At 69.5% G+C, this 19,599-nt stretch carries 13 protein-coding genes and 2 riboswitches; of the genes, 8 read left to right on the top strand and 5 right to left on the bottom strand.

Annotated elements, in window-relative coordinates; translation table 11 throughout:
- Positions 1-16: 16 nt before the first annotated feature.
- The 5 genes from H0X91_RS21225 (at position 17) to H0X91_RS21205 (ending at position 6,945) form a co-directional block, all read left to right on the top strand.
- Positions 17-1,393, top strand: coding sequence for a lysine N(6)-hydroxylase/L-ornithine N(5)-oxygenase family protein (locus tag H0X91_RS21225; protein ID WP_062910648.1), 1,377 nt, complete (start codon positions 17-19; stop codon positions 1,391-1,393).
- Positions 1,394-1,415: 22 nt separating this feature from the next.
- A complete protein-coding gene (locus H0X91_RS21220) occupies positions 1,416-3,683 on the top strand; it encodes a TonB-dependent siderophore receptor (protein WP_062910647.1) in 2,268 nt (755 codons plus the stop codon).
- Between the two features lie 85 nt (positions 3,684-3,768).
- On the top strand, positions 3,769-4,608 hold the full coding sequence (locus H0X91_RS21215; protein WP_034201792.1) for a N(5)-hydroxyornithine transformylase PvdF: 840 nt from the start codon (positions 3,769-3,771) through the stop codon (positions 4,606-4,608).
- Positions 4,608-5,624: a GNAT family N-acetyltransferase gene (locus tag H0X91_RS21210; RefSeq protein WP_062911432.1), complete on the top strand. Its 1,017-nt coding sequence runs from the start codon at positions 4,608-4,610 to the stop codon at positions 5,622-5,624. Before H0X91_RS21215 ends, H0X91_RS21210 begins: the two co-directional genes overlap by 1 nt.
- 157 nt (positions 5,625-5,781) lie before the next feature.
- Positions 5,782-6,945: a M20 aminoacylase family protein gene (locus H0X91_RS21205; RefSeq protein ID WP_034201791.1), complete on the top strand. Its 1,164-nt coding sequence runs from the start codon at positions 5,782-5,784 to the stop codon at positions 6,943-6,945.
- A gap of 215 nt (positions 6,946-7,160) precedes the next feature.
- Here the strand turns inward: H0X91_RS21205 and H0X91_RS21200 are convergent, their stop codons facing one another.
- The 5 genes from H0X91_RS21200 to H0X91_RS21180 form a co-directional block, all read right to left on the bottom strand.
- Entirely contained in the window at positions 7,161-8,465 is a 1,305-nt protein-coding gene (locus H0X91_RS21200) for a cobyrinate a,c-diamide synthase (protein WP_062910646.1), read from the bottom strand.
- A 2-nt stretch (positions 8,466-8,467) separates the two neighbouring features.
- The gene (gene cobO / locus H0X91_RS21195) at positions 8,468-9,070 is read right to left on the bottom strand and encodes a cob(I)yrinic acid a,c-diamide adenosyltransferase (RefSeq protein WP_006476035.1); all 603 of its coding nucleotides are present in this window, start codon (positions 9,068-9,070) and stop codon (positions 8,468-8,470) included.
- A 35-nt stretch (positions 9,071-9,105) separates the two neighbouring features.
- The gene (locus tag H0X91_RS21190) at positions 9,106-9,483 is read right to left on the bottom strand and encodes a cobalamin biosynthesis protein (RefSeq protein ID WP_006496449.1); all 378 of its coding nucleotides are present in this window, start codon (positions 9,481-9,483) and stop codon (positions 9,106-9,108) included.
- On the bottom strand, positions 9,480-10,289 hold the full coding sequence (cobA, locus tag H0X91_RS21185; protein ID WP_226245011.1) for a uroporphyrinogen-III C-methyltransferase: 810 nt from the start codon (positions 10,287-10,289) through the stop codon (positions 9,480-9,482). The genes H0X91_RS21190 and cobA overlap by 4 nt, the downstream gene beginning before the upstream one ends.
- 109 nt (positions 10,290-10,398) lie before the next feature.
- Positions 10,399-10,636: riboswitch (cobalamin riboswitch) on the bottom strand.
- Between the two features lie 68 nt (positions 10,637-10,704).
- On the bottom strand, positions 10,705-12,843 hold the full coding sequence (locus H0X91_RS21180) for a TonB-dependent receptor (protein ID WP_062910645.1): 2,139 nt from the start codon (positions 12,841-12,843) through the stop codon (positions 10,705-10,707).
- 152 nt (positions 12,844-12,995) lie between these two features.
- A riboswitch (cobalamin riboswitch) is annotated at positions 12,996-13,261 on the top strand.
- Between the two features lie 330 nt (positions 13,262-13,591).
- Here H0X91_RS21180 and cobW point away from each other — a divergent pair.
- The 3 genes from cobW to H0X91_RS21165 are packed head-to-tail and all read left to right on the top strand — an operon-like array spanning position 13,592 to position 19,578.
- Positions 13,592-14,680, top strand: a complete 1,089-nt coding sequence (cobW, locus tag H0X91_RS21175; RefSeq protein WP_062910644.1) for a cobalamin biosynthesis protein CobW — start codon at positions 13,592-13,594, stop codon at positions 14,678-14,680.
- A 6-nt stretch (positions 14,681-14,686) separates the two neighbouring features.
- On the top strand, positions 14,687-18,496 hold the full coding sequence (cobN, locus tag H0X91_RS21170) for a cobaltochelatase subunit CobN (RefSeq protein WP_062910643.1): 3,810 nt from the start codon (positions 14,687-14,689) through the stop codon (positions 18,494-18,496).
- Positions 18,493-19,578: an ATP-binding protein gene (locus H0X91_RS21165; RefSeq protein ID WP_062910642.1), complete on the top strand. Its 1,086-nt coding sequence runs from the start codon at positions 18,493-18,495 to the stop codon at positions 19,576-19,578. The genes cobN and H0X91_RS21165 overlap by 4 nt, the downstream gene beginning before the upstream one ends.
- Positions 19,579-19,599 lie beyond the last annotated feature (21 nt).

Below are 19,599 nucleotides of genomic sequence, written 5' to 3'. Positions count from 1 at the left end.
ACAAGGGAGCTGAGACATGCAGAGAGAAACCGTATTCGACCTGATCGGCGTCGGCTTCGGGCCGTCGAATCTGGCGCTGGCCGTGCGCCTCGCGGAGCGCGGCGGCGCGCACACGCTCGCCCATTGCTTCGTCGAGCGTCAGCCGGCATTCGGCTGGCATCGCGGGATGCTGCTCGACGACTGCCGGATGCAGATCTCGTTTCTGAAGGATCTCGTCACGATGCGCGATCCGAAAAGCCGCTACACGTTCATCAACTACCTGTTCGAACGCGGCCGGCTGAACGAATTCGTCAACCTGAAGAACTTCTATCCGACCCGCGTCGAATTCCACGACTACCTGAGCTGGGTAGCCGACGCGTTCGACGATCGCGTCCACTATAGCGAGACGGTGCTGGGAATCGAGCCGGTGCGCGGCGACGGCGCGAGGATCGACGCGCTGCGCGTGCTGTCGCGCGACGCGGCCGGCCACGAGCGCCAGCGCGTCACGCGCGCGCTGTCGGTCGGCGTCGGCGGCACGCCGGCGATTCCCGATGCGTTCGCCGCGCTCGGCCGCGACCGCGTGATCCATTCGTCGTCGTACCTGACCGACATCGACCGGCTCGTCGCGTCGCCCGACGGCGAGCGCCGCCGCGTCGCGGTGATCGGCGCGGGGCAGAGCGCGGCCGAGGTGTTCATCGACCTCGCGCGCCGTTTCCCGCACGTCGACGCGAACCTCGTGATGCGCGCCGGCGCCCTGAAACCGGCCGACGACAGCCCGTTCGTCAACGAAATCTTCAGCCCCGAATTCACCGACGTCGTCTACGCGCAGCCGCAGGACGCGCGTCGCGCGCTGCTCGAGCGCTATCGCGACACGAACTACGCGGTGGTCGACCGGCCGCTGATCGAACAGATCTACGAAATGCTGTACCTGCAGCGCATCGACGGCACGCCGCGTCACGCGCTGCTCGCGAACAGCGCGATCGAGGCCGCGGTGCGCACCGCCGACGGCCGTATCGAGCTGACGCTGCGCGACCGGATGAGCGGCGCCACGCGCGTCGAGCGCTTCGACGCGCTCGTGCTCGCGACCGGCTACCGCCGCGACACGCATTCGGCGCTGCTCGAAGGGCTCGCGCCGCATCTGGGCGACGCGCTCACGCGCGGCGACGTGACGCGCGACTACCTGCTCGCGACGCCCGAGCACTTCGCGCCGCGCATCTACCTGCAAGGCTGCTGCGAAGACAGCCACGGCCTGTCCGACACGCTGCTGTCGGTCCTGGCGCGCCGTGCGGACGAAATCTGCGCGTCGCTCGAAAACGGGATCGCGCCCGCGCACGATGAAGGCGTGGCCCGGGCCACGCACGAAAAACGACTGAATAACGGGGTGAGCGCAGGCCGGATGGCTTTCGCTCTTTGACAAAGGCGCGGTCGGAGACCGCATGAAAAAACTGGAGCAGAAGAAGATGGAGTGGGCAACAGGCACGCGTTTGCGTGCGATCGCAGCCGCGGCAAGCGTGGCGTTCGGTACGGCGGCGGCAGGGCACGCATACGCCCAGACGGCGCCGGCCGTGAACGCGGGCGCCGCGGCGTCGGCCAGCAGTGCGCAAAACGGCGCGACGACGAATCCGTCGACCGGCGCGCAAAACGGCACGCTGCCGGCGATCACCGTCAACGCGGCCTCGGCAGGAGACGGCACGGTCGGGCTCGTCGCGAAGCGCAGCACGACCGGCACCAAGACCGACACGCCGCTCAGCGAGATCCCGCAGACGATCAACGTCGTCACCGCGCAGCAGATCGAGATGACCGGCGCCACCGACGTGAACGCGGCGCTGCGCTACGTGCCGGGCTTCTCGTCGTACGGTTCGGACAACCGCTCCGACTGGTACGCGGCGCTGCGCGGCTTTACGCCGACCGCCTACGTGAACGGGCTGCAGGTGCCGAACACGATCAACCTCGCGAGCTGGCGCGTCGATCCGTACATGATCGACAGCATCAGCGTGCTGCGCGGGCCGACCTCGGTGCTGTACGGCGCGGGCGATCCGGGCGCGATCATCGACGTGCACACCAAGCTCGCCGACGGCGAGCGCGTGCGCGAAGCGGGTGTGCAGATCGGCAACTACGCGCGCAAGCAGTTCATGATCGACGTCGGCGACAAGCTCGACCCGGACGGCAAGTATGCGTACCGGTTCGTCGGCGTCGCGCGCGACGGCAACGCGCTGACCGGCCCGAACAACGACCAGCGCGTCGCGCTCGCGCCGTCGTTCCGCTGGCGCCCGGACGCCGATACGTCGCTGACGCTGTCCGCGACCTACCTGCAGGACTGGGGCGACATCTCGTCGAACTTCCTGCCCGCGCAGGGCACCGTGCTGCCGAACCCGAACGGCCAGATTAACAAGGACATCTACGAAGGCGACGGCAACTTCAACTACTACCGCAAGAAGCAGTGGTCGATCGGTTACCAGTTCGAGCGCAACCTGACGCCGGCCTGGACGTTCCGTCAGAACACGCGCCTGATGCACCTGTCGCTCGACAATGCGTCGGTGTTCGCCAACGGCTTCGCCGGCGACAGCCTGACCGACGTATCGCGCTGGGCCGGCCTGTTCCAGATGAACTACAGCCGCTTCGACATCGACAACAACCTCGAGGGCCGCTTCGCGACGGGCCCGCTGCAGCATACGCTGCTGCTCGGCTTCCAGTACAACCGCCAAACCGCGACCGACAGCGAATGGCTCGCCGCCGCGCCGACGCTGAATCTTTACAACCCGGTGTATACGCCCGTCACGATGGGCGTGTTCTCGGATCCGGACGCCACGAGCCGCACCAACACGTACACGACGATGAACACGTTCGGGCTGTACGCGCAGGACCAGATCAAGTGGAACCGCTGGACGCTGACGCTCGGCGGCCGCGAGGACTGGGTCAACATGCGGCAGGACGACCGCGCGGCGGGTACGTCGACGAAGGCGGACGTCACGGCGTTCACCGGCCGCGTCGGCCTCACGTACCAGGGCGATTACGGGCTGTCGCCGTACATCAGCTACGCGACGTCGTTCAATCCGCTGATCGGCGTGAACCTGCTCGGCGGCGGGCTGCCGCAACCGACGCGCGGCAAGCAGATCGAAGCCGGCCTGCGCTGGCAGCCGCCCGGCAAGAACCTGATGCTGAACGCGGCGATCTACCAGATCAACCAGACCAACGGGATCACGCCGGCGCTGCCGAGCCAGGATCCGGGCGGCACGAAGTCGGTGCAGTCGGGCGAGGTGCGCTCGCGCGGGATCGAGCTGAGCGCGACCGGCAAGGTCACGCCGAACCTGTCGGTGGTCGCGTCCTATGTCTACCAGGACGTGAAGGTCATCCAGGCCAACGACGTCTCGCTGAACAACTGGCCGGTCGACATTCCGCGGCCGCGCCAGATGGCGTCGCTGTGGACCGACTGGACCTGGCACACGGGGCCGCTCGCCGGCTTCGGCCTCGGCGGCGGCATTCGCTACCAGAGCGCGTCGGCCGGTGCGGCCGACAACTCGCTGACGGTATCGAGCGTCACGCTGTTCGACGCGGGCGTGCATTACGACACGCGTAACTGGCGCTTCGCGGTGAACGGGACGAACCTGTTCAATCGCCACTACATCAGCGGTTGCCAGTCGATGAACGTCTGCATTTTCGGGACCGACCGCACCGTGATCGCGACCGCGAAATACAACTGGTGACGTCGCGCGCCGCGGCGCGCCGGCCGGCCTCGCGGCCGGTGCAGGTGGGCCGCGGCGTCTTCGTCCGCTTTTCCACGACGCATCCATGCCGAAGAAAAATCTCGTCTACATCCAGTCGCTGCGCAACGGCGCGGCCGATCGCGCCGGCCAGCCGGTCGCTTATCGCGGCGGCACGCGCTACATGAAGGCGCCGCTCGAATTCCTCGTCGAGCGCCTGAACGATTCGCCGCTCGGCGAACGCTACACGCTCCAGGGCGTGATCGTCGACGACGACGAAGGCTCGCCTGCCGACCGCGCGAAAGTGGCCGACTACGGGTTCGCACGCACGCCGGGCCGCCCGTGGATCCTGCCGGAAGGCCTGACGGTGCAGGGCCGGCCGGTCGACGCGCTGTTCTGTTCGATCCCGTCGACGTACCGGCGGCTGCCGCGCGACGCACGTGAGCGCGTGGCCGGCAAACAGGCGTTCGAGCGCCGCCTGCTCGAGCGCCTGCTGGAACTCGACGCCGACATCGTCGTGCTCGACGGGCTGCTCGTGATCCTCGACGAACTCGTGCGGCCGGGCGCGCGCTTTCACCGGCGCATCGCGAACATCCACCCGGGCATCACGGCCGACGGTTCGCCGTACCAGCGGCGCGGCGCATGGGCGACGCTCGACGCGCTGCACGGTGCGCGCGGCGAACGCGTCGACTGGGCCACCGGCGCGACGTCGTCGATCGAACCCGTGACGATGACGGGTGCGTCGTTCCACTACGTCGACAACGGTATCGATTCCGGCGAGGTGATCTGCGACGTGCTCGACACGCCGATCGCGCCGGACGACACGATTCTCGAGCTGCGCTGGAACAACTTCCAGCGCAGCCTGTTTCCGGCGCTCGAGCGCGGGCTGCACGTCCTCGCCGATCGCCATGACGCGGGAGCATGCTGATGCAAGACACGCTGACGAAACCGGCCGGCGCAACCGACGCCGTCGAAGGTGAAGTGGCCGCGGCGCTCGACAGCGCCGCGCACGGGCAGGCGGCGGCCATCGTCGAGCATGCGCTCGACGCGTGGCGGCCCGACGACGCGCCGGACGCGCTGCTCGCGACGTTCGTCGCGCTGTTCAACACCGACACGCGGCACGACGCGGCGACGATCTCGGTGCCGCTCGGCGGCGCCGATGCGACGGCCGTCGCATCGTACGTCGCGCGGGCGGTGCGCGAAGGCGTGATCGACGGCGCGCAGGTCGCGGGCGACACGCTGCGGCTCACCGTGTCGCGCACGACGTTCTGGCAGAACCCGCGGCCGTGGCTGAAGGCGCCCGCGTCGGGCGGAATGCCGCTGCGCTACGCGATCACGAACGGCCATCGGCATCCGGTGCGGCCGCCGTCGCCGGCCGGCGAGATCTATGCGCGCAGCATGCCGCAGGTCGGGATGACGTTCAGCCTGCGCACCGTCGACATCGACGCCCACGCGGACCTGTTCAGCGGCTGGATGAACCTCGACCGCGTCGCGCATTTCTGGGACCAGCGCGGCACGCGCGACGAGCACGCGGCGTATCTGGCCGAACGGCTGGCCGATCCGCACATGCACCCGATGATCGGCTATTTCGACGACACGCCGTTCGGCTATTTCGAGTTCTACTGGGCGAAGGAGGACCGCCTCGCGCCGTTCTACGACGCGCACGACTACGATCGCGGGCTGCACCTGCTGATCGGCGATTCGCGTTTCCAGAGCGCCGGCAAGCTGCACGCATGGTGGAGCGGGGTGTTGCACTACATGTTCGTCGACGAACCGCGTACGCAGCGGCTCGTCGGCGAGCCGCGCGTCGATCACGTGCGGCATATCGCGTACATGCACCGGCTCGGGTTCTACACGCTGAAGGAATTCGATTTCCCGCACAAGCGCGCGGCGCTCACGGTGATCGAGCGCGATACGTTCTTCGACACCTTCCGGTTGCCGTGACGGGGCGGGGCGCGCGGCGTCGATGCGACGGCGTGCGCGGCCTTGCAACGGGTGGCAACCATGAGTTGCCGCCGCGACGACTTTCCGTCTGCCCGGTTGCTGCCGAATCGACTATCGTTGCCTGCATGTTCCCCATCGCACATCAGGAGACGACACCGTGACGCACAGCGTGATCCCCGCAGGCCTCGCCGACGAAATGATCGAGATCCGGCATCGCATCCACGCCCATCCCGAACTGGGTTTCGAGGAATTCGCGACGAGCGATCTCGTCGCGGAGCAGTTGCAGTCGTGGGGCTACACCGTGCATCGCGGGCTCGGCGGCACCGGCGTCGTCGCCCAGTTGAAAGTCGGTGACGGCAAGCGGCGCCTCGGCCTGCGCGCCGACATGGACGCGCTGCCGATCCACGAAACGACGGGCCTGCCGTACCAGAGCACGATCGCGGGCAAGATGCACGCATGCGGCCACGACGGCCATACGGCGATGCTGCTCGCGGCCGCGAAGCACCTCGCGCGCGAACGCCGCTTCTCGGGCACGCTGAACCTGATTTTCCAGCCGGCCGAGGAAGGGCTCGGCGGCGCCAAGAAGATGCTCGACGAAGGGCTGTTCGAGCAATTCCCGTGTGACGCGATCTTCGCGATGCACAACATGCCGGGCTTCCCGACCGGCAAATTCGGCTTCCTGCCGGGCTCGTTCATGGCGTCGTCGGATACCGTCGTCATCGACGTGCAGGGCCGCGGCGGCCACGGCGCGGTGCCGCATCGGGCGATCGATCCGGTCGTCGTGTGCGCGCAGATCGTGCTGGCGCTGCAGACGATCGTGTCGCGCAACGTGTCGCCGCTCGACATGGCGATCATCACGGTCGGCGCGATCCACGCGGGCGAAGCGCCGAACGTGATCCCCGATCGCGCGCAGATGCGCCTGTCGGTGCGCGCGCTGAAGCCCGACGTGCGCGACCTGCTCGAAACGCGCATCAAGGAGGTCGTGCATGCGCAGGCGGCCGTGTTCGGCGCGAGCGCGACGATCGACTACCAGCGCCGCTACCCGGTGCTCGTGAACGATGCGGAGATGACGGCGTTCGCGCGCGGCGTTGCCCGCGAATGGGTCGGCGAAGCCAACCTGATCGACGGCATGGTGCCGCTCACCGGCAGCGAGGACTTCGCGTTCCTGCTCGAGAAGCGGCCGGGCTGCTACCTGATCATCGGCAACGGCGACGGGGAGGGCGGCTGCATGGTGCACAACCCCGGCTACGACTTCAACGATGCGGCGCTGCCGACCGGCGCGTCGTACTGGGTGAAGTTGGCCGAGGCGTTTCTGGTGTGACTGAGGATGCGAGACATGCGGCACCGGGCCGACTATCGGCCCCGCTTTGGAGTCGCGAAACGGATGAAACCCGCGACGTCATCCGTGTCCCGCATCAACCGATGGACATCGAACGACATCTGTAGCTGCGCACGTCGGCTGCCGTAATCGCTGCAAAGCGCTGCTCGATACCGACAGCATTGCGCCACGTCGACGCGGACACGGCACCGATCAGTCTAGAACGCTTCCCCGCTGAACAACGCCACGACCGCAGCCGGATTCGACGGCCAGTACATGTGCATGTACGTCGCGACGATCGCGCCGCTGCGATAGACGGCTTCGCCGCTGCCGGCCTCGCCGTCGGGGCGGGCGGCGGTCGCGACCGGCACCAGCGGCGTCTCCAGCCGCGAATAGTGAAACGTATGTCCGCGCATCGGTCCGGTGCGCGTATCGAGTCGCTGCATGCCGAGCGCCGCGAACCGGCGCTGCATCGTCGCATGGCCCCGAAGCACGCCGAGCATCGGCGTCGTCAAGCCGTCCACGTCGGTCAGCGATTCGCACAGATACACCATCCCCCCGCATTCCGCGACGATCGGCCGGCCAGCGGCCGCATGCGCGCGAATCGTCCGTGCGGGCGCGGCATTCGCCGCCAGCGTCGCCGCATGCAGTTCCGGATAGCCGCCCGGCAGGAACAGCGCGTCGCACTCGTCGGGCACGGGTTCGTCGGCAAGCGGCGAAAAGCACCGCAACTGCGCACCGAGCGCGTCCAGCAATGCGAGATTCGCCGGATAGATGAACGAAAACGCCGCATCGCGCGCCACCGCGATCCGCTTGCCGGCCAGCGCACGCGACAGCGGCGCGGCCACGTCCGGCTCCGCGAACGCGACGGCCGGCGGTAACTCGGCCAGCGCCGTCTGCGCGAGCACATCGGCCGCGCGCTCGAGCCGCGCGTCGAGATCGTCGATGTCGGCCGGCTGATGCAGGCCGAGATGGCGCTCCGGCAGCGCGATGCCCGCATCGGCCGGCACGTGGCCGAGCCAGCGCAGATCCGCGGGCAGCGCCTGTTGCAGCAGCTCAGCGTGCCGCGCCGAGCCGACGCGGTTGGCCAGCACGCCGTGAAACGGCAGCTCCGGCCGGAACCGTGCGAGCCCGAACGCGATTGCCGCGAACGTCTGCGCCATCGCCTTCGCCGAAATCACCGCGACGACCGGCACGCCGAACGCGGCCGCGAGATCGGCGCTGCTCGGCGTGCCGTCGAACAAGCCCATCACGCCTTCGATCAGGATCAGGTCCGCGTCGCGCGCGGCGTCGGCGAGCAGCGCCCGGCAACCGGCCTCGCCGACCATCCCGAGGTCGAGCGCGTGCACCGGCGCGCCGCTTGCCCGTTCGAGCAGCATCGGATCGAGGAAATCGGGCCCGGTCTTGAACACGCGTACGCGACGGCCGAGCCGGCGGTGCAGCCGCGCGAGGCCGGCCGTCACCGACGTCTTGCCCTGGCCGGACGCGGGCGCGCTGACGAACAGCGCGGGGCAGGCCGGCATGCTCAGAACTCCACGCCGCGCTGCGCCTTCACGCCTTGCTCCTTGTACGGATGCTTGACGAGCCGCATTTCGGTGACGAGGTCGGCCGCATCGATCAGCGCATCGGGCGCGTGCCGCCCGGTGACGACGACGTGCACCGACTCCGGACGTGCGACGAGCGTGGCGAGCACTTCGTCGAGCGGCAGGTATTCGTACTTGAGCACGGTGTTCAGCTCGTCGAGGATCACCATCCGGTAGTCGCCGCTTTCGATCATCCGGCGCGCCTCGTCCCAGCCCTTGCGCGCGGTCGCGATGTCGGCGTCGCGGTTCTGTGTGTTCCACGTATAGCCGTCGCCCATCGTCACGAAATCGCATTCCGCGACCGCGCCGAGGAAGTCGCGCTCGGACGTATGCAGCGCCCCCTTGATGAACTGCACGACACCGAGCCGCATGCCGTGGCCGAGCACGCGCACGGCCATCCCGAACGCGGCCGTGCTCTTGCCCTTGCCGTTGCCGGTGTGGACGATCAGCAGGCCTTTCTCCTGGGTGGCGGCGGCCTGCTTTTTCTCGTGGCCGGCGCGGCGGCGTTCGGCCATCCGCTGATGGGATTCGGAATCGGTCTTCATCGGGAATCGTCCTGTCGAAAGCGAAACAAGGGTTTTCAGAGCGGGCCGGCGAGCGCGACCGTCACGCCGTCCCGGATGGATTTGGGGCCGAGCAGCCGGCCATGCGGCGCGGCGAGCTGCGCGCACGGCTCGGCCACGCCCGCGATGCCGAAGCGGGCCAGCGCGGCGTCCGACGGGCCGCTCGCGGCCAGTTCCGGACGACTCGCGAGTTGCGCCGCGTCGAACGCGACGAGCGGCCAGCCGCGGCGCGCGCACAGCGTGCGCAGCGCACGGGCGCGAGCCTTGTCGACGAGCGTCGCGACGAGCGCCGGTTCGGCGGCCGGATAGCGCGCGAGCGCGGCGCGGATCGCGGCATCGAGTTGCGCGGCCGTGACGCCGGCGCGAAAACCGACACCGAGCGCGACGCGCATCATGCGTGGCCGCCGAGCGCCGCACGCACCGCCGGATCGTCGGCGAGCGCCGCGACGCGGCCGATCACGACAATCGCCGGCGATCCGATGCCGGTTTCGCCGACGCGCGCGACGAGCGTATCGAGCGTCGCGTGGACGTGGCGCTGTTCGGGCCGCGTGGCGTTCTCGATCGCCGCGCACGGCGTATCGCCGGGCAGGCCGCCGTCGCGCAACGCCGCGGCAATCGCGTCGAGCCGGCGGATGCCCATGTAGACCACGATCGTCATGCGTGTGGCCGCGAGCGCGCGCCAGTCGGGCTCGTCGGCCCCCGCGCCGTGGCCCGTGACGAAGATCACCCCCTGCGCGTCGCCGCGGTGCGTGACCGGGATGCCGAGCGCGGCCGGCGCGGCGATGCCCGCGGTGATGCCGCTGACGACTTCCACCGGAAAGCCCGCCGCGCCGAGCGCGATCAGTTCCTCGCCGCCGCGGCCGAACACGAACGGATCGCCGCCCTTGAGCCGTGCGACGCTGCGGCCCGCGCGCAGGTGCGCGAGCATCGCGGCGACGATCGCTTCCTGCGGCGTCGACGCATGGCCGCCACGCTTGCCGACGTGCTCGATCAGCGCATCGGCGCGCGCATGGCACAGCACGTCGGGGTTCACGAGATCGTCGACGAGCAGCACGTCGGCCGCGCCGATCGCGCGTACGGCCCTGAGCGTCAGCAGATCGGCGTCGCCGGGGCCGGCGCCGACGAGCCAGGCGCGGCTCATCGCGCGCGGCACGGCGCGCACCGTGTCGAAACAGTGGAACAGGAAAGGCGGGCGGCGCATCGGCGGCCGGCGGACAGGCAGTGCATGGCGGATCGGGCGAAACCCGCGCGAACGCGGGGGAATGCGCACCCGGTCCGTCCCCCGCGGATCGGGCGTTCGGCGAGCAGCGCGCTCGCCCCTTGCGTCGGCCGGTATCCGGGCTGGCCGCTTGCCAGACCGCAGCCTTCCCGCCCGGTTGAAGGGCAGTGGCATCGCGGGCGGCCTGGGCGCACGCGCGAGGAAGCGCGTGGCGCGGGCGGCGTACCGTTGCGGGGACAGCACAGGCCGGGCGGATGTCCGCCTCCTGTTTCCCGTTTAACTGCATGCACCGAACGCGCATGCGAGCACCGAACGCGGCGCATACGATAGCACAGGCCTGCAACGCGCAAGCCGCCCGGCGGAGCGGCTGCGCGGGGCGCCGGCGCCGCCCGCGAGGTCAGAACTTGTATGCCGCCGTCAGCGTGAACGTGCGTGGCGCGCCGGGCACGATCTGCGCGAGGCCCGTCGCATTCGCGTAGTAGCCGCGATCGGCCAGGTTGACGGCCGCCAGCGTCACCTCGAGGTCGCGCGTGCGATAGCCGGCCTTGCCGTCCCAGCGAAGGTACGCGGGCAGTTCGAGCAGGTTGTCGCGATCGGCGTAACGCGCGCCCTCGTACACGACCCCGAGTTCGGCGAAAAACCCGCGCAGCGGCGCATGGCTGACGAACAGGCTGCCGTTCGACGCCGACACGCCCGCCGAGCGCTTGCCCGCATACTTCGGCTCGGCGTCGACCACCCGCGCGTGTTGCCAGCCGATGCCGCCGCGGACGAACCAGTCGCCCGTGAGCCGGCCGGCGACGCCCAGTTCCAGGCCACGATTGCGTTCGAGGCCGGTGAGGTCGAAAAAGCCCGGGCGAACCGGGTCGGCGATGCGGCGGTTGTACAGGTCGAGCTGAAACAGCGCGAGCGTCGTGCTCAGCGCGCCATCGCGCCAGTCGCTTTTCACGCCGATCTCGTATTGGCGCGTGTATTGCGGGCCGAGATCGTTGGCGTTGCCGCGCGCGTCGGGCGTGATGCCGATCAGGTCGCCGCCGACCGGCGCGAAGTTCTTGCTGTACGACGCATACAGGCTGTGCGCGCCGACCGGCGACCACACGACGCCGAGCCGCGGGCCCCATGCCGTCGTCGTGCGCCGCGCATGCAGACCGTTCAGCGCGTTGGTCGAATCGACGTCGAAACGTTCCGCGCGCAGGCCGCCGAGCAGCTTCCACGCTCGCCCGAGGTCGACGCGATCCTGCGCGAACAGCGCGTAGTCGCTGACACGGTGGCGGTTCATCGCGTACGGGCGCGGCGTCGAGCCGACGAGGGCGAAGCGATCCGGTCCGGTCACCGGAACCGGCGCCGCGTCGGCCTGCCAGAGCGCCGGCGTGCGCTTCTGCCAGCCGTATTCGATGCCGAACAGCAGGTGATGCAGCGCCGGACCGGTCGCGACCTTGCCGCCCAGTTCGACGCCGGTTTGCACGTTGAGCTGCGTCATGTCCTGCAGGTAGCGTGCACGTTGCACGCGCCGGTAGTCGCGCGGCTTCGCGACGTAGCTTTGCGTGACGTAGGTATTGTCGAAGGTGCTGCGCAAATCCAGCACGCCGAGCGTATGGCGCAATTCCCAGTCGCCGTCGAGCGCATGCGTGAAGACCGAGCGCCAGTTCATGGTCTCGTCGCGGATCGTGTCGCGGCCCGCCGCGCCGAAGAAGGTTGCGCGTGGCGCGGACGGCAGCGAGAACGCGAACGGCTTGCCGGCCGCATCGACGGCGGCGACCGGCGCCGGCATGCCGCGATCGGGCACGCGTCGGTACGTGTCGTATTCGAACTGCAGCAGCCAGCTTCGCCGCGCGTCGTGCCACTTGATCGACGGCGCGACGAACTGACGCGTACCGTCGACGTGGTCGCGGAAGCTGCCGGCGTGTTCGTGTCCCGCATTGAGCCGCATGCTCCACGCGCTGGACAGCATCCGGTTGAGATCGACCGACGCGCCGAGCCGTCCGTAGCTGCCGGTCGTCGCCGACACATGTCCGAAGTTTTCCGGCAACGGCTGCTTGGTGATCCGGTTGATGACGCCACCGCCGCTGCCGCGCCCGTACAGCGCGGCAGCCGGCCCCTTCAGCACCTCGACGCGTTCGATGTTGCCGAGGCTGCGTACGTATTGCGCATCGTCGCGCATGCCGTCGAGCAGCAAGTCGCCCGCGCTGGAAAAGCCGCGAATGCGGAACGAATCGAAGCGCGTGTCCGACGTATTCGACACACCGGGCACGCCGGCCAGTGCGTCGGCAAGCGTGCGGCCGCCATAGGACAGCGTTTCCTCGACCGAGACGCTGTCGATGGTTTGCGGTACGTCGCGCGGATCGCTCGCGGTGCGGGTCGCCGTGCTCACGCTTTCCGCACGCGGATCATTCGGATGACGGCGGCTGTGCACCTCGACCGCTGGCAGTTCGTCGTCGAACTCGGCCGCCGCGGCAGGGCAGGAAGCAACGCCGGCAATCGAGCACAGCGACAGGGCCAGCACAGGAAAACGCCGCCCGGATATCTGTCGTTTCGACATGGAAATTTGAGGATGACTGAGTGATTGCCTCACATGGCCGTTGCGCGGTGGTTCGTGTTGTTCTCGGGTGAAGTTTATCTCGTGTAGTTGAAAACGACAATCATTCGCGTTCGTCGCCGGCCGCTCGCCTTGACGCTCCCCGCACCGCCGCCTACACTCGCACGCGTTTTGGTGCTCGCGCGCGCCGCTCCGGCGTGCGCAGTTAAACGGGAAACAGGGAGCCTGCCTGCGCCGCAGTCGAGCCAACCTGTGCTGCCCCCGCAACGGTAAGCGAACGCGTCGCGCGCAAGCGCCACGCAGCGCCGCTTCGCCGCATGCCGCGCGCATGCGGACGACCGCCACTGGATGCCGCGCGTATCCGGGAAGGCGAAGCGGCGTGTTCGTCAGCCCGGATACCGGCCTAAACGTTGGGGTTCAGCGCCGCGGGGAGGCGGCGCATCGTCCACGGCCGCCGCAGGCCCGACGCCCGGTGTTTCCCGCTGTTTGCCCCGATCCGCCCGCCGCGCGAACGCGCCCGGGCCGGCACGGCGAACGGCAGGCGACACGGGCTACGCACGCGGCAGCCGTGTTGGCATTCACGATGTCGACCGTTCGCAAGGAAGCACCATGTCCGATTCGTTGTCCCGCCCGCCGCGCGGCTGTCCGCGCGGATCACGCGGCGAGCTTCCCGCGCACCGCCCGCTGAATTGCCGCGTCGCCGCCGACGCGACGATCCCGTCCTGATTCCCTCTTCGACACCGGACCTACCATGACCCTACGCAAGCTGCCCGTCACGATCGTCACGGGCTTTCTCGGCAGCGGCAAGACGACGCTGATGCGCCACATCCTGCAGCACGCCGAAGGCCGCCGCATCGCGGTGATCGTCAACGAATTCGGCGAGCTCGGCATCGACGGCGAAATCCTCAAGGGCTGCGGGATCGGCTGCGACGATGCCGACGGCGCGCAGGGCGAGGCAACGGGCCAGCTGTACGAACTCGCGAACGGCTGCCTGTGCTGCACCGTGCAGGAAGAGTTCTATCCGGTGATGGAAGCGCTGGTCGAGCGCCGCGCGGACATCGATCACGTGCTGATCGAGACGTCGGGCCTCGCGCTGCCGAAGCCGCTCGTGCAGGCGTTCAACTGGCCGACGATCCGCAACAGCTTCACGGTCGACGCGGTCGTGACCGTCGTCGACGGGCCGGCCGCCGCGAGCGGCCAGTTCGCGGAAAACCCGCAGGCCGTCGACGCACAGCGCCGCGCCGATCCGAACCTCGACCACGAATCGCCGCTGCACGAACTGTTCGCCGATCAACTGTCGTCGGCCGATCTCGTGATCGTGAACAAGGCCGACCTCGTCGGCGACGCCGAGTTCGCGCAGATCGAAGCCGCGATCCGCGACGAAATCCCGCCGCAGGTGAAGATCGTGCGCGCGACGCGCGGCGAGCTCGACCTCGCGCTGCTGCTCGGCCTCGAATCGGCGTCGGAGGAAACGATCCACCTGCGTCACGACCATCACGGCTCGGCCGACGACGGCGATCACGATCACCATCACGACGATTTCGATTCGGTGGTGGTATCGGGCGACGCCGGCACGCGCGAAGCGACCATCGCCGCGCTGCAACGTGTCGTCGAAGCGCACACGATTTACCGCGCGAAGGGCTTCGCCGCGCTGCCCGGCGCGCCGATGCGGCTCGTGATCCAGGGCGTCGGCCGCCGCTTCGACAGCTATTTCGACCGCCGCTGGCAGGACGGCGAAACCCGCGCGAGCCGCTTCGTGCTGATCGGCGAGGATCTCGACGCGGCCGCGCTGCAACGCGCGTTCGACGCCGCGTGCGCGGCCGAGCCGCAACAGGCGTAACGCACGATGCATCTGCTGCGTACCACGCCGGGCGGCTTCGTCGACGATACGCAGGGCGTCGTCCGGATCGACCAGCAGCCGGCCGACATCGTGATCCTGAGTTCGGCCGACACGACGCTGTCGCTGCTCGCGAGCGTCGTGCCGCACTTGCCCGAAGGGTTCCCGAGCGTGCGGCTCGCGAACGTCACGTTCCTGCGCCAGCCGGCGTCGGTCGATTTCTACGTCGACGACGTGCTGCGGCACGCGAAGACGGTCGTGATCGATCATCTCGGCGGCGAAGCGTACTGGCCGTACGGGATCGAGCAGGCCGTGTCGCTCGCGTCGAAGCGCGGGCAGCAGCTTGCGATGTTCTCGGGCGACCTGCAGGAGGACCCGAACCTCGTCGCGAAGAGCACGGTCAGGCCCGAGCTGTGCCGGCTGTGGTGGCGCTATCTGCGCGAAGGCGGCGTGCACAACGCCGACGCGCTGTTGCGCAGCATCGCGTTTCACACGTTCGGCTTCGGCGACGAACCCGAACCGCCGCGGCCGCTGCCCGCCGCCGCGCTGTATCACCCGGCGCGCGACCGCGCGAGCGTCGACGACTGGCGACCGCGCTGGACGCCCGGCGCGCCGGTCGTCGCGATTCTGTTCTATCGCGCGCACTGGCAGGCCGCCAACACGGCGGTGTTCGACGCGCTGGCCGACGCACTGATCGACCACGGGCTGAATCCGCTGCCGATCGCGGTGACGTCGCTGAAGGACGCGGTGAGCCGCGAGGTCATCACGCAGCTCTGCGACACGCACGGCGTCGCGCTCGTGCTGAATACCACCGCATTCGCTGCCGGCGCGATCGACAGCCCCGAGCCCGACGTGCTGGCCGGCGACGCGCCGGTGCTGCAGGTGATCCTGTCCGGCGGCAATCGCGACGCGTGGGTGGCCGACAACCAGGGCCTGCACGCACGCGACATCGCGATGCACATCGCGCTGCCCGAAGTCGACGGGCGCATCGTCACGCGCGCGGTGAGCTTCAAGGGGCTCGCGTATCGCTGCCCGCATACCGAGGTCGACGTCGTGCGCTACCAGCCGGATGCGGAACGGATCGCGTTCGTCGCGGCGCTCGCGCGCGGCTGGTGCCGGCTGCGCACGCTCGATAACGCCGACAAGCGCATCGCGCTGATCCTCGCGAACTATCCGCAAAGCGAAGGGCGGATCGGCAACGGCGTCGGGCTCGATACGCCGGCCTCCGCGCTGCGCGTGCTCGCGGCGCTGCGCGACGCGGGCTACACGGTGGCCGACCTGCCGCCCGACGGCGACGCGCTGATCGCGCAACTCACCGAAGGCGTGACCAACGATCCCGCCGTGCGCACGCTGCGTCCCGCGTTTCAGAGTTACGCGCTGGCCGACTACGTCGCGCGTTTCGCGCGGCTGCCGGCCACCGTGCGGGATGCGCTAAACGCACGCTGGGGGCCGCCTGAAGCCGATCCGACGCTGAGGCAGCAGCGCTTCACGATCGCCGGCTGGCGCGCGGGCAACGTGTTCGTCGGCATCCAGCCGTCGCGCTCGCGCGGCGAGAACGACTACGCGAGCTACCACGATGCGGATCTCGTGCCGCCGCATGCGTATCTCGCGTTCTATTTCTGGCTGCGCGATGCGTATCGCGTCGACGCGGTCATCCATCTCGGCAAGCACGGCAATCTCGAATGGCTGCCGGGCAAGAGCGTCGCGCTGTCCGACGCGTGCTGGCCCGACCTGACGCTCGGGCCGCTGCCGCACCTGTATCCGTTCATCGTCAACGATCCGGGCGAGGGCAGCCAGGCGAAGCGCCGTGCGCAGGCCGTGATCGTCGATCACCTGATGCCGCCGCTCACGCGCGCGGAAAACTACGGCCCGCTGCAGGATCTCGAACGGCAGGTCGACGAATACTACGAAGCGCTGATGGTCGATGCGCGGCGCGCGAAGCTGTTGCGCAAGACGATCCTCGCGACGATCGCCGAGCATCGCCTGCACGACGAACTGAGCGTATCGCCGCCGCGCGATGCGGGCGACGAGGATGCACTGCTCACGCGGGTCGACGCGTGGCTGTGCGAGTTGAAGGAAGCGCAGATTCGCGACGGGCTGCACGTGTTCGGCGCGTCGCCGGTCGCGCGCCAGCGGCGCGACACGCTGCTCGCGCTCGCACGCTTTCCGGTCGGCGACGGCAAGGGCGAACGCGCCGGGCTGATCGGCGCACTCGCGCGCGATCTCGCGCTCGGCGACGCTTTCGATCCGCTCGCGGCCGACTGGGCCGCGCCGTGGACCGGGCCGCGGCCGGCCGTCCTGCAAACGCTCGACGCGTCGCCGTGGCGGCATGCGGGCGATACGCGCGAGCGGCTCGAACGGCTTGCGCAGCATTGGCTCGACGCCGTGTGCGGAGCCGCGTCCGATGAACCCGGTATCGACATGCCGCCGCCCGGCGCATGGCCGCATACGCTCGCGGTGCTCGAACGCGTGCGCACGATGCTGCTGCCCGCCCTCGACGCGTGCGGCGGCGAGGAAATGCGTCAGCTGCTGCGCGGGCTCGACGGCCGCTTCGTGCCGCCGGGGCCGAGCGGTTCACCGTCGCGTGGCCGTCCCGACGTGCTGCCCACCGGCCGCAACTTCTACTCGGTCGATACGCGCGCGGTGCCGACGCAGGCCGCGTGGTCGCTCGGGTTGAAATCCGCGCAGCAGCTGATCGAGCGTCATCTGCAGGATCACGGCGACTATCCGCGCGCGATCGGGCTGTCGGTGTGGGGGACGGCGACGATGCGCACCGGCGGCGACGACATCGCGCAGGCGTTCGCGCTGATCGGCGTGCGCCCGAAATGGGCGCACGGCAGCCATCGCGTGACCGACTTCGAGATCCTGCCGATCGAGATCTTCGACCGGCCGCGCATCGACGTGACGCTGCGCGTGTCGGGCTTCTTCCGCGACGCGTTCCCGAACCTGATGCACCTGTTCGACGCGGCCGTGCAGGCCGTTGCCGCGCTCGACGAACCCGAAGCGTTGAACCCGATTCGCGCACGCATCGAGCGCGAACGCGGGAAGTGGATCGCGCAGGGCGTGGCGCCCGACGAAGCGCGCCGGCGCGCCGGCTGGCGCGTGTTCGGCGCGCGGCCGGGCAGCTACGGCGCGGGCCTGCAGGATCTGATCGACCAGCGCCGCTGGCAGACCGACGCCGATCTCGCGGACGCCTACCGTCAATGGGGCGGCCATGCGTACGCGCAAAACAGCGCGGGCGACGCCGCGGCCGACGTGTTCGGCGAGCGGCTGGCGACGATCGACGTCGTCGTGCAGAACCAGGACAGCCGCGAGCACGACATCCTCGATTCGAACGACTACTACCAGTTCCAGGGCGGGATGACGGCGGCCGTGCGGCACCTGTCCGGGCAGCAGCCGAGCATCTACCACGGCGACCATGCGAACCCGGTCGCGCCGAAGATGCGCACGCTGCGCGAGGAAATCGCCCGCGTGATCCGCTCGCGCGTCGTCAACCCGAAATGGCTCGACGGCGTGAAGCGTCACGGCTACAAGGGCGCGGCCGAGCTGGCCGCGACCGTCGACTACCTGTACGGCTATGACGCGACCGCGCGCGTGCTGTCCGATCACCAGTACGCGCTCGTCGCCGACGCGTACCTGTTCGACGACGCCACCCGCGCGTTCCTCGAACGGCACAACCCGAAGGCGCTGCACGGCATCTGCGAACGCTTCGTCGAAGCGATGCAGCGCGGGCTGTGGCAGCAGCCGGGCCCCTATCGCGAGCGGATCGAAGCGGTCTGGCTCGCCAGCGAACAACGCCAGGAAGGAGGACGGCGATGACCGATCCGACGACGCCCCGCGCCCGCGCGGTTTTTCCGTTTGCGGCGCTCGTCGCGCAGGACGCGTTGCAGCAGGCGCTGCTGCTGGCCGCGATCGACCCGTCGCTCGGCGGTGTGCTCGTCAGCGGCCCGCGCGGCACCGCGAAATCGACGGCCGCGCGCGGCCTCGCCGAGTTGCTGCCGGAAGGGCAGTTCGTCACGCTGCCGCTGTCGGCGAGCGACGAGCAGGTGACGGGCACGCTCGATCTCGCGCATGCGCTGGCCGAAAACGGCGTGCGCTTCCGGCCCGGCCTGCTGGCGCGCGCGCATCTCGGCGTGCTGTACGTCGACGAAGTGAACCTGCTCGCCGACGGGCTCGTCGATACGCTGCTCGACGTCGCCGCGAGCGGCGTGAACATCGTCGAGCGCGATGGCGTGTCGCACGCGCACGATGCGCGTTTCGTGCTGGTCGGCACGATGAATCCCGAGGAGGGCGAGCTGCGCCCGCAGTTGCTCGACCGCTTCGGGCTGATGGTCCAGCTCGAGAACTGCTTCGACGCCGCCCAGCGCGAGCGGATCGTGAAGGCGCGGCTTGCGTTCGATCTCGATCCGGATGCGTTTCGCGCGCGTCATGCGGCGGCCCAGCGGGCGCTCGCGGACCGGATTCATGCGGCGCGCGGGCGGCTGCCGGCGCTGGATTTCGACGATGCGGTCCATGCGCGCGTCAGCGCGCTGTGCATCGACGCGGCCGTCGACGGGTTGCGGGCCGATCTCGTGATGCTGCGCGCCGCGCGCGCGCTGGCCGCGCTGGAGCAGGCCGACGCGGTGACGGTGTCGCATGTGGCGCGCGTGGCCGAAGCCGTGTTGCGGCACCGGCGCCATGCGGGGCCGCCGTCGTCGCACCCATCGTCGCAGCACGATGACGAACGCGACGATCGTTCGCCGCCGAACCCGCGCCAGCGGCCCGACGACCGGCCGGGCGAGACCGGCGACACGAAAGGCGATGCGTCCGCATCGCAGGGCGACTGGGGCTACCTGCCGCCCGAACCGGCCGGGCTGCGCGACGTGAAAAGCGTGGTGCCGCTGCCGCTAAAAAAACGCTGAGCCATCGAGCCGGCGCCGCCG

It is taken from the genome of Burkholderia sp. 9777_1386 (genome assembly GCF_015712265.1).
Taxonomy (GTDB): Bacteria; Pseudomonadota; Gammaproteobacteria; order Burkholderiales; family Burkholderiaceae; genus Burkholderia; species Burkholderia cenocepacia.
Note: the sequence above shows the minus strand (reverse complement) of the source record. Positions and strands in the feature narration are given on the sequence as shown.

Coding starts and splice junctions, on each gene's coding strand:
- cobO (WP_006476035.1), bottom strand. CDS start 9,070: ATGAAGACCGATTCCGAATCCCATCAGCGGATGGCCGAACGCCGCCGC.
- H0X91_RS21190 (WP_006496449.1), bottom strand. CDS start 9,483: ATGATGCGCGTCGCGCTCGGTGTCGGTTTTCGCGCCGGCGTCACGGCC.
- H0X91_RS21220 (WP_062910647.1), top strand. CDS start 1,416: ATGAAAAAACTGGAGCAGAAGAAGATGGAGTGGGCAACAGGCACGCGT.
- H0X91_RS21210 (WP_062911432.1), top strand. CDS start 4,608: ATGCAAGACACGCTGACGAAACCGGCCGGCGCAACCGACGCCGTCGAA.
- H0X91_RS21180 (WP_062910645.1), bottom strand. CDS start 12,843: ATGTCGAAACGACAGATATCCGGGCGGCGTTTTCCTGTGCTGGCCCTG.
- H0X91_RS21225 (WP_062910648.1), top strand. CDS start 17: ATGCAGAGAGAAACCGTATTCGACCTGATCGGCGTCGGCTTCGGGCCG.
- H0X91_RS21165 (WP_062910642.1), top strand. CDS start 18,493: ATGACCGATCCGACGACGCCCCGCGCCCGCGCGGTTTTTCCGTTTGCG.
- cobN (WP_062910643.1), top strand. CDS start 14,687: ATGCATCTGCTGCGTACCACGCCGGGCGGCTTCGTCGACGATACGCAG.
- H0X91_RS21215 (WP_034201792.1), top strand. CDS start 3,769: ATGCCGAAGAAAAATCTCGTCTACATCCAGTCGCTGCGCAACGGCGCG.
- cobA (WP_226245011.1), bottom strand. CDS start 10,289: ATGCGCCGCCCGCCTTTCCTGTTCCACTGTTTCGACACGGTGCGCGCC.
- cobW (WP_062910644.1), top strand. CDS start 13,592: ATGACCCTACGCAAGCTGCCCGTCACGATCGTCACGGGCTTTCTCGGC.
- H0X91_RS21200 (WP_062910646.1), bottom strand. CDS start 8,465: ATGCCGGCCTGCCCCGCGCTGTTCGTCAGCGCGCCCGCGTCCGGCCAG.